The sequence below is a fragment of the Mongoliibacter sp. genome, assembly GCF_007692705.1.
GTDB lineage: Bacteria > Bacteroidota > Bacteroidia > Cytophagales > Cyclobacteriaceae > Mongoliibacter.
Map to the genome: position 1 here is coordinate 1 of NZ_REBN01000180.1, position 10526 is coordinate 10526.

The window sequence follows — 10526 nt, forward strand, 5'->3', positions numbered from 1 at the left end:
TGCACGGCAAACTTCAGGTCAAAGTCCACCTTCCCTGAATAGGCCAAAAGCAATTGTGCAGGATCCTCCATCAGGTGATCCTGCACAAATTGTCTCATTTTTTCTGTATATAATTGCGCTATATCCAAATTATACCATGCTATGTTCCCTTAGATATCCTGCGATCTGAACCGCATTTGTTGCAGCTCCTTTTCTTAGGTTATCAGCTACAATCCACATATTCAATGTATTGGCTTGAGATTCATCTCTTCGTAGACGGCCTACAAAAACCTCATCCTTTTTATGAGCTGTAAGTGGCATAGGATACACATTGTTGGCTGGATCATCTTGAATAACTACCCCTGGAGTCTTGGCAAGAATTTCCATTACCTCTTCCATATCAAAATCTTCGTAGAACTCCACATTTACAGCTTCTGAATGTCCTCCCATGGTAGGAATACGTACCGTTGTTGCTGTAACCTGAATACTGTCATCTCCGAAAATCTTCTTCGTTTCGTTGATCATTTTCATTTCCTCTTTGGTGTACCCATTAGGTTGGAATACATCTATGTGAGGCAATACATTCATATCAATTTTATGCGGGTACACCATTTCAGCGGTTTCTCCAGACCTTTCAGCCATCATTTGATCAACTGCAGCTTTGCCTGTACCTGTCACGGACTGATAAGTAGAAACCACTATTCTTTTAATCTTATATCTCTTATGAAGCAGGTTAAGTGCCACTACCATTTGGATGGTAGAGCAATTGGGGTTTGCTATGATCCTATCATCAATGCGAAGATCTTTGGCATTGATTTCTGGAACGATTAGCTTTTTGGATGGATCCATTCTCCAAGCAGAGGAATTGTCAACAACGATAGTACCCGCCGCGGCAAACTGAGGAGCCCATTCCAAAGAAGTACTTCCACCAGCAGAGAAGATTGCGATATCAGGCTTCTCAGAAACAGCCTGTTTCAATCCCATGATGGTATATTCCTTGCCCTTGAAAGTCATCTTCTTTCCTGCTGACCTTTCGCTGGCTACAAGTAATAATTCATCAAATGGGAAATTGTGCTCTTCCAGCACCTCGAGGATTTCTGAGCCTACCAATCCGGTAGCTCCTACTACTGCTAGTTTCATTTTTTGATTTGGTTAATTTTTTTAAGAACCGCAAAGGTAAAAGAAGAATTCCCAAAAAAGATATACTAGAGCAGTATAATTGATTAGTTTCCAAAAATGTAAGCCCTTTTTTAAAAAAAAATTAAAGAATTCTGTTTAATCGGATAATCTGATTCAAAATATCCCCTCTTTTTTAATTTTATATGCAATGAATTACAATTGTCTTCCTAAGGCACAGTCAATGGTTTACAGAAAAATACAATCAGATGATGAATTGTTTTTTGAGGGGGTGGCGAAAAAATCTTTTAACCCTAATCTGTATTTTTAACTTAAAGATTGCAATTGCTCAAGTCCAGGATTTTGAAAAGGACTTCGCAATAGTCAATCACCCCGAGGAGTTCTTGCCGCACTGGTCAGCCAATGAGGTAAGAGCAAGCACTTCAAGGGTTTTCCAAGCCAATTCGGAAGGTCGGTTCGGCAGCAAGGCACTTGGAGTTCAAGCCATAAGTTCATTCAATGGACTGATATATTTTAAGACCTCTACTGACTCCTTTAAAAGCCCCAAACTGGCATTTTTCGCAAAATCTAAATCCAATGGCTCTGGAAACAGGCCTGTTTTACTCTTCCTTTCCTATTCTCTGGACGGTGTCAATTTTCGAGAACAAATTCAGGTGGGCGATGACAATACTTTCCCTAACCGTAATTCTGACTTTCAGCTTTTTGAATTCCTTATTCCTCCTGATTTTCAAAATCAAGATATGGTATGGGTTAAGTTTGAAATCAGATTTGGTCCGGGGAACGGATCTGCTGCCAGATTTTTTATGGATGATGTTGGAATCTTTGAGCAAGATCAAGAGATTGACCCTATTCAGGTCAAAAGAACCAAGGTATTGACCCCCTACTCATTTAGAATGGACTTTAATAGAAACATTCAACGTCCAAAAATTGAGCAAGTCGAGGTAACAGACAACTTGCTTATGGATCTGAAATTCCCATCAGATACTTCTTTGATATTCTATACAGATGAAATCATCAAAGACTTGACTACTGTTCGCCTCTCCAACTTAATCGACAGCAGAGAACGAGTGACCGCTGAGGTTTCAGCACAATTGAACAACGAAAAGATTTCCCTAGGTAAAGCCGAGATTATCCGACCAAATAGCATAAAACTCTATTTTTCCCAGTACTTTTCTCCCAACACGGCAAGCCAAACAACTAATTATAAAGTAAATGGAAAATCTCCGTCCAATCTGGAGCTTTTGGAAGAAAACTACAGTGCCTTACTGGAATTGAATACCACTTTGAATTTAGACCAAACGGTCTTGATAGAAGTGGAAAATATCGCAAATGACCAAACTGTGTTCAATCCTGAAAAAAGTATATTGAAGTTTCAATATGAGGATTACATAGAGGGTATTTTTGCATCGGATGAAAAAACCCTGCATATCCAGAGTGCTCTTCCACTTTCATCTGATGAGGTTGAAATGCTCCACTTTGAAATCGAGGAATTTCCTCAGTTCAACTTCAAAGTCGATTTGGAACAGGAATTTCAAATAAAACTACAGACTGAACAACCGCTAGAAGAGGGCATTAACTATACGCTATATATTCCTCCGAGGAAAAGTAACAGAGGTCTGTATATCCCAGGCTCTTCTCGTGTCTTTGTTTATGATATCACTCCTCCTGAATTGATTGAAGTCATTTTGCTAGAGAAGACCAAATTATTATTGACTTTTTCAGAGAAAATCGATCCAGTCTACGCTTCCATTTTAAACAATTATAAAATAGGAGATTTAAACCCAAATGAGGCTCTTGTGACCAATCATCAAGTCATTCTTTCTTGGGATTTCATTTTTAATGCCGGGAAAGAATATACCTTGGAAATCGGTACAATCTCAGATCTAAATGGAAATACAAGTGAAAATCTGAAGAAAACCTTTTTTACTTCAGAAATACCCACTTTAGCGTTTAAAGACCTTGTCATCAATGAGCTGATGCCAGCTCCAAGACCCGGAAATACCCTCCCAAATGTGGAATATGTGGAAATTTTCAACACAACCGATAGCCCAATTTATTTAGGGGGGCTTCAATTAGCCAATTCTCGCAGGGTAAGCATTCTGCCAAGTGCGGTACTCGATCCAAAAGCCTATATAATTTTATGTCCACGAAACCAAAGTTCGCAGTTCGAGCAATTTGGGAAGGTACTGGGACTTACCAATTGGCCTACTCTACTGAATTCAGCAGACCAAGTAAAGTTATTGGACAATAAAGGGGTTCCACTTGACAGCCTCAATTATAGCGTTGCTTCTTATGGTTCTTCTGCTTATGCAAGCGGAGGATATAGCTTGGAAATTATTAATCCATTTTTAAAATGCTACTTACCCACAAATTTAAAAGTATCCCGAGATGCCGCCCGGGGCACCCCGGGCAAGGTTAATTCTGTCTTTGAGGAAACTCCTGACTTGTCTCCACCGAAGTTTCTAAATGCGAAGGTAATAGATGATAATACAATCCAATTGAATTTCAACAAGGTGCTGAATCAGGATACCAGAAACCTAAAACTGCAGATTAATCCACACATCAGTATTCTTGAAATTGAAATTGGAGATACACCAAGCGCACTTTTGGTTCGTGTTGATGATTTAATAAAGCCCAACGTCAAATACCTTATCCGAATCGATAATCTCAGAGATTGTAGCGGCAATCTGTTTGAGGAAAAAGAAGAGGTGTATTTTGTCCTTCCAGACGAGTCCAAGCCAGGAGAAATTGTGATTAACGAGGTACTTTTCAACCCCAGGACTGGGGCACCAAAGTTTGTGGAAATTTATAATTGCTCAGCAAAGTTTCTCAACCTCAAAGATTGGAAACTTGCCAACCTCAATACCTCCGATGAAATCGCCAATCGTAGGATACTCTTTTCTGACGACATGATAATTGAGCCTTTTTCATTTCTGGTTTTCACTACCGATGCGGCGAAGCTCAAACAGGAATACCCAAAAGGTAAGGAAAATAGATTTGTAGAATACAGTTCACTTCCAAGCTATCCCATTTCTGCAGGAAATGTAGTCTTTCTCAATCCTGATGAGGATATAGTGGAAATATTCAGTTATTCTGAGCGGATGCATCATCCATTGCTCAAAGAAAAGCGGGGAGTCTCATTAGAAAGACTTTCAGCACTTTCCCCCATTGATGACCCAAATAATTGGCAAACAGCTTCAGCTTCCGAAGGATATGCCAGTCCTGGCTATAAAAACTCCCAAAACTTTGATGGAAATACCAATATGGGTATTGAAATCAGCCCAAAAGTATTTATCCCAGAAGCTGCGGGCGAACAACCCTTCACCACCATCAGTTACAAAATGGAACAAGCTGGGAAAATTGCAACCTTAAGGATTTATAGTCCTGGAGGTGTTTTAATCAAGGAATTATGCCAAAATGCGGTTTGGGGGGAGAGTGGTTTTTACCTTTGGGACGGCACAGATTCGAACAATAGAAAAGTGAGACCAGGCTACTATATTGTATGGCTAGAAGTATTCGACTTACAGGGAAAAGTAACTCAAATCAGAAAAACTGTTGTAGTGGGCACCAAATTTTAAAAATTAACTGGTGAAAAGTCCATATTTTCAGTATCTTAGAAAGGTCTATTTAAAACTCCAAACCCAATGAAATCTGACCTTATCACCCAAACCCTCAAGACCTATTTTATTGAAAAAGGCAAAACTATACAGGTAATCCAAAGATACCTTCGTATCCACTATCATTTGATAATGGACGAAAAATTACTGATGAAGAGGGCTCAAAACCTCTAAGATTATAAAAACCGTCTCCATGACGGTTTTTTTATTTTTGATTTCAAAATGCTAAGTGTATTTTAGGGGACTTTTCAATCACCCCTGGTAGATTGGATTACTTACTACTTAAAACATTACGATTATGAGCCAAGAAGAAAAATCAGCATATTCTCCAGAGGAGCTTAAAGAATTTGAAGAAATTATTCTACAAAAATTATCTGTTGCAAAAGGTGAACTTAGTTCTTTAAAGGAATCTTTGAGCAAGAAGAATGACTCTGGGACAGATTTCACTGCCTCCACATCCAAGTTGCTGGAAGATGGTGCTGACACCCTTGAAAGAGAGAGTTTGAGCCAACTGGCTGGAAGACAACAGAAGTTTATAATAAACCTTGAAAATGCACTTGTCAGGATCAAAAATGGGACATACGGAGTATGCGTTGATACTGGAAAATTAATTTCCAAAGAAAGACTTAGAGCAGTACCTCATACAATGCATTCTATAGAAGCAAAACTTGCTAAGAAATAGTTGGAATTTCTACATAAGCATATTGAAGCACTAATATTCTGTTCGGCGTCTCCGCTTGGCATCGTTGATATTCAAAAATGTCTATCGGAGATGTTCGAATCTGAAGTCCCCAAGGAGCATATTCAAGAAGCAATTCTGGTCCTTCAGGAAAAATATGCCCATGACGAATATTCTTTTGCCCTTGAACATCTTGGAGGTGGTTATCAGTTTTTGACCAAGCCAGCTTATCAAGCCAGTATTTCCATTTTACTTAAGCAACAGTCCCAAAAAAGACTTTCCACAGCACAGTTGGAAACCCTTTCCATCATTGCCTACAAGCAACCGGTTACCAAAACTGAAGTTGAGCATATCAGAGGAGTAAGTTGTGATTATTCCATACAGAAGCTGCTGGAAAAAGAATTGATCATTATCAAAGGAAAGGCGGACTCTGTAGGAAAACCATTGCTATATGGCAGCAGTGAAAAATTTATGGAGTATTTCGGGATCAACAAACTCTCAGACCTTCCGCAACCTAAAGATTTTAGCCAAGAGGAAAATCAAATTGGTGAGGAAAAAGATTGAGCATCATAAGATTTTTTGAACTTCTGCATGGGCAGAAATCAGGTACTTACGACCTGATTGTACTTCCTCACAAATCACCCTGGTTCTTCTTAGCTGTTCTTTGATAAACTTTCTCCCCTTGAGTTCGAACTGATCTCCTGGATTCAACTCAACCAAAAGAGATGATCCATTTTCTTTTGGTGCATCATATGCTTTGATCACCTTACTTAAAAACAGGTCAGCGCCTGTACTTGCTTTGGGGTTAGCCATATGCTTTACCAATGCCAGATGTATATCCTTTGGGAATACAGCTTTTTGAAGCATAGGCAACATCAATTCCTGAAAAGTCCTTTTCCATTCTATACCATGTGGTGCTATCCTTAGCCCATATTTGGTGAATGCTCTAAAGTGGGCTAGTTCGTGTAGGTAAGTAATTAAAAACTGGTATTGATTTAAATTATGGTTGATGGATATAGTTTGGATTTTCCTATCTCTTCTAAATCGGAAATCCCCTAATTTACTTTGCCGCTCTTTTGTGATTAAAAAGTTAAATGGATTTTCTTTCCATAATGCAAAGCAATAATCGACTGCAGAACCTGGAAGGTGTTTTTGAAAAGCTTTTAGAAAACCTGCATCATTACTCATGGCCGAATATAAAAAAAGTCCCACATTTCTGAGGGACTTTTTAATGGAATAAATAGAAAATTAAGCTTCTACTTCTTCTTCAATTACTTCAACTGAATCTTCAACAACCTCTTCAACTTCTTCAGCAGACTCTTCGATAGCCTCTTCAGTGTCTTCGATGATCACTTCGATTTCAGTTTCTTCGTTTGATTCTTTGTTTCCACAAGCAGCAGTAAATAACATACCAGCTACAGCGAACATTGCAAATACCTTTTTCATGACGTTTGGTTTGATTCTTAAAATTAAGCTCGCAAAAGTACGTCTTTACCTTGGATAGTCAAGCTTTTTAAAAGAATATTTTTTATTTCTTTTTATAGGTGATCTTAATCGGAACTCCTTCAAAATCAAAGTTTTCACGAATCCTGTTTTCTAAGAATCTGGTATATGGAGACTTTATGTATTGTGGTAAATTACAAAAGAATGCAAAAACCGGATTTTTGGTAGGTAACTGAGTAATATATTTGATTTTGATATATTTCCCTTTTAAGGCCGGTGGCGGATATTTTTCTATTTCAGGTAAAATATATTCATTCAACTTTGAGGTTGGTACTTTTCTGGTTTTGTTATCGTAAACTTTAACTGCCAACTCAATTGCCTGAAAAATCCTTTGCTTTTCTTCAACAGATGTGAATATAATTGGTATCCACTTGTTCTCTCCTAACTTTTCAACCATATCCTTTTTGATCTTTTCCATGGTCTTGTGATCCTTGTCGATCAAATCCCATTTATTGACCATAATCATGATTCCTTTGTTATTCTTGATTCCCAATGAAATCAGATTGACATCCTGCGCCTCCATTCCTCTACTTGCATCCACCATGATGATCAGGACATCTGACTCTTCAAGAGTCCTTAAAGAACGCATCACAGAATAAAACTCAATATCCTCTTTTACTTTGGCCTTTTTCCTAATACCTGCGGTATCTGTTATGATGAAATCTTTTCCATACAGCTTGTACCTAGTGTGAATGGCATCCCTTGTCGTTCCAGCTTCATCGGTCACTATAGACCTTTCCTTACCCAATAGGGCATTCAGGAATGAAGATTTACCTACATTCGGCCTTCCTAAAATCGCGATCCTTGGAATACCATCTTCAGGATCTTCCAATCCTTCATCCGGGAAATGCTTGATGACCTCGTCCAAAAGATCTCCTGTACCACTTCCACTTGTAGCAGCGATAGGGAATACATCATTTTCACCTAAGCCCATTGCATAAAATTCAGCAGCTGCCAGCGTTTTCTCCGGAGTATCTGCCTTATTGGCTATTATAAAGATTGGCTTATTGGAGGCCCTAAGCTCATGGGCAAATTCTTTATCCAAATCGGTCAATCCATCATGACAATCCACTACAAAGAGGATTACATTTGCTTCTTCCAAAGCCAACTTCACCTGCTTACGGATCTCTGCCTCATAGACATCCTCTGATCCTATCACATAACCACCTGTATCTATTACGGAAAAAAACTTCCCACCCCAAGTGGCATGTCCATAATGCCTGTCTCGGGTCACACCCGACACGTTATCTTCGATCGCTTTTCGCTCTTCAATCAATCTATTAAAAAAGGTAGATTTCCCTACATTAGGTCTCCCTACAATTGCTACTATATTTGCCATATTGCTATTTCTTATTGGTCGTAACCAAATTTTCTCAACTTATTTTTATTTTTTCTCCAATCATCTTCAACCTTCACGAAGGTTTCCAAGAAAATCTTCTTCCCGAAGAACTTTTCCATTTCTTCTCTCGCCTGAATTCCTATTCTTTTGAGTGCTTTACCTCCTTCACCTATGATGATACCCTTTTGGCTTTTTCGCTCCACATAGATGATAGCCCTGATCCTGATGATTTTATTATCTTCATAAAAATCCTCAATAGCAACTTCTGTGCTGTAAGGAATTTCTTTTTTGTAATTGAGAAAGATTTTTTCCCGCACAATTTCAGAAGCGAAGAAACGCTCAGGTTTATCAGTAAGTTCTCCTTTGTCGTAAAATGGTGGATGTTCTGGTAGTCTATCCAGTATTTCTACAAGAATGCTTTCGGTATTGAAACTCTCGGTAGCAGAAATAGGGATTACCGTTTCTGCTTTGATTCTCTGCGTCCAGTATGCAGTCACTTCCTCCAATTGATTTTCCTTGGAAAGGTCAATTTTGTTGATGACAAGTAATACAGGCACGCCTGATTGGTTGATCTTTTCAATTACGTCTTCTATTTCCTCATCAGTTTCAAATAGATCGGTTACGAAAAGAATCAAGTCTGCATCCTCCAGAGACATATGGACAAAACCCATCATATTTTTGTGCAATTCATATTTGGGCTTCAACATTCCGGGGGTATCCGAAAAGACTATCTGATAATTTTCATCATTGATAATACCCATAATCCTATGACGGGTCGTCTGTGCCTTGGAGGAGATGATCGAAAGTCTCTCACCGATCAACACATTCATCAGGGTGGATTTGCCTACATTGGGCTTGCCCACTATATTTACAAATCCTGCTTTGTGTGTATTTTCGGTCATGACAATAATTTTTGCACAAAGGTAGCTGAAATTTTCCGTCAGGGCATTCTTATATGAGAATAAACCAAAGAAAGTTTGGATATTAAAGCCTGAGAGACTGGGGAATGGGCTTAGATAGGAAGAGAATTTTAAAAATTAATAATAGTCAGCCTCCCAGATCGAAATTTGGAAGGCTGCTTATTCTAGAACAAAAATCTCCATGTCAAATTGATAGGCCTGATATTTTCTACATTTTCTGCTGCCAGAGGAGAGTTGAACTGGTAGGTGAACCCAAAAGTTGAGGCATTGAGTATTTCCAGCTTTTTGAAATAATTCCCTTTAAAACCTAGCATCAGTTCTGCCTGAAGATTGAATGGACTGGCCACCTCTGATAAATTGACAGACTGATTTTGATCATTTTCTCTAAATGAGAATGTAGTACTCAGGTTATAGCCAGCCCTCAAGCCTGTCTGGAGAAATATATTACTTGTCTCCTTACTGCTGTTTTCTTTAAAATAAAACCTTGCCTGAGCTGAGAGATTTAAGCTGTTTTGGAATACCCTGGTGTATTTAATACCATCCGGAGCCTGGATAAAAGTTTGTTTGTTTTCATCTAAAACTGGAAAAAAATCAAGATTGTAAGTCAATCTCTCCAATTCCAAGCCAGTAACAAAAGAAACCCTTTTGTTAAAGGGCAGCTCCTTCATCAAGCCTAGCTGCACATTGCCGTGTCCGTCTTGATAGAAGTTGTCCGTCACTCCCTGCAATAAACTCACACCAGCGCCAAAGCTGAAGTAGGTTTGGGATTTATAAGGTTTCTTGGAAGCAGAACCTGCATTTTGCGCCAATAGGTTTTGGCTAAGAATAAATAAAACGATAATTAATGAAGCTTTTGTTAATTTAATCCTTTTCATTTTTGTAGCTGTTTATTTTACAGGTACAAAGTTGGGATGAGGCTTCAAGTCACAAATTGACCTATGTTAAGAAGGCATTTATCGTTCCTCAAAAAGCTTTTTCCTTATTCTACTGAGTGATTCGGGTTTGATATTCAGATAAGAAGCTAGGTATTTTAAGGGTACCTGCTCTAAGTAAATGGGATATTTCTCCATCAACCTGAGATACCTTTCCTGAGCAGAATCTGTCATTAGCGAGATTTCTCTTTGTTCTCTCCATATATAATATTGCTCTACAGCAGTCCTTCCAAACTTATTGCTTTCTGGATAATGCTGATAAAGTTGTTGCAAAAAATCATAATGAATAGAGGCCAATATACAATCATCCAATGCCTGAATGAAAAACTGGGAAGGCTCCTGTTGGATAAGGCTAGAATAGGAGCAATTGAATTCGTGCTGAAAGGAAAAGTCAAATGATTTCTCTTCTCCTTTGACCAT

11 protein-coding genes are annotated in these 10526 nt (G+C 38.6%); 4 read left to right on the plus strand and 7 right to left on the minus strand.

Going from position 1 to position 10526, the window contains the following annotated elements:
• Positions 1 to 129: 129 nt before the first annotated feature.
• Entirely contained in the window at positions 130 to 1119 is a 990-nt protein-coding gene (locus tag EA341_RS12740) for an aspartate-semialdehyde dehydrogenase (RefSeq protein ID WP_293015054.1), read from the minus strand.
• A 245-nt stretch (positions 1120 to 1364) separates the two neighbouring features.
• Between EA341_RS12740 and EA341_RS12745 the strand changes: the two genes are divergently transcribed.
• The 4 genes from EA341_RS12745 (at position 1365) to scpB (ending at position 5976) form a co-directional block, all read left to right on the plus strand.
• Positions 1365 to 4694, plus strand: a complete 3330-nt coding sequence (locus EA341_RS12745; protein ID WP_293015056.1) for a lamin tail domain-containing protein — start codon at positions 1365 to 1367, stop codon at positions 4692 to 4694.
• Between the two features lie 66 nt (positions 4695 to 4760).
• Positions 4761 to 4907: a hypothetical protein gene (locus EA341_RS12750; RefSeq protein WP_293015059.1), complete on the plus strand. Its 147-nt coding sequence runs from the start codon at positions 4761 to 4763 to the stop codon at positions 4905 to 4907.
• 124 nt (positions 4908 to 5031) lie between these two features.
• Positions 5032 to 5415, plus strand: coding sequence for a TraR/DksA C4-type zinc finger protein (locus EA341_RS12755; protein ID WP_293015062.1), 384 nt, complete (start codon positions 5032 to 5034; stop codon positions 5413 to 5415).
• Positions 5416 to 5976, plus strand: a complete 561-nt coding sequence (gene scpB / locus EA341_RS12760; protein WP_293015065.1) for an SMC-Scp complex subunit ScpB — start codon at positions 5416 to 5418, stop codon at positions 5974 to 5976.
• Between the two features lie 3 nt (positions 5977 to 5979).
• Here the strand turns inward: scpB and EA341_RS12765 are convergent, their stop codons facing one another.
• The 6 genes from EA341_RS12765 to EA341_RS12790 all read right to left on the minus strand — a co-directional run.
• The gene (locus EA341_RS12765; RefSeq protein WP_293015068.1) at positions 5980 to 6624 is read right to left on the minus strand and encodes a SprT-like domain-containing protein; all 645 of its coding nucleotides are present in this window, start codon (positions 6622 to 6624) and stop codon (positions 5980 to 5982) included.
• Positions 6625 to 6660: 36 nt separating this feature from the next.
• Positions 6661 to 6858, minus strand: coding sequence for a hypothetical protein (locus EA341_RS12770; RefSeq protein ID WP_293015071.1), 198 nt, complete (start codon positions 6856 to 6858; stop codon positions 6661 to 6663).
• 82 nt (positions 6859 to 6940) lie between these two features.
• Positions 6941 to 8254 carry a ribosome biogenesis GTPase Der gene (gene der / locus EA341_RS12775; RefSeq protein WP_293015074.1) on the minus strand — a complete coding sequence of 438 codons (1314 nt, stop codon included), beginning with the start codon at positions 8252 to 8254 and terminating at the stop codon, positions 6941 to 6943.
• An 11-nt stretch (positions 8255 to 8265) separates the two neighbouring features.
• Positions 8266 to 9165 carry a GTPase Era gene (gene era, locus EA341_RS12780; protein ID WP_367127469.1) on the minus strand — a complete coding sequence of 300 codons (900 nt, stop codon included), beginning with the start codon at positions 9163 to 9165 and terminating at the stop codon, positions 8266 to 8268.
• A 173-nt stretch (positions 9166 to 9338) separates the two neighbouring features.
• The gene (locus EA341_RS12785; RefSeq protein ID WP_293015079.1) at positions 9339 to 10049 is read right to left on the minus strand and encodes an outer membrane beta-barrel protein; all 711 of its coding nucleotides are present in this window, start codon (positions 10047 to 10049) and stop codon (positions 9339 to 9341) included.
• A 78-nt stretch (positions 10050 to 10127) separates the two neighbouring features.
• Positions 10128 to 10526 (minus strand): Crp/Fnr family transcriptional regulator (locus EA341_RS12790; RefSeq protein ID WP_293015082.1); only part of this gene is annotated, 399 nt, incomplete at its 5' end.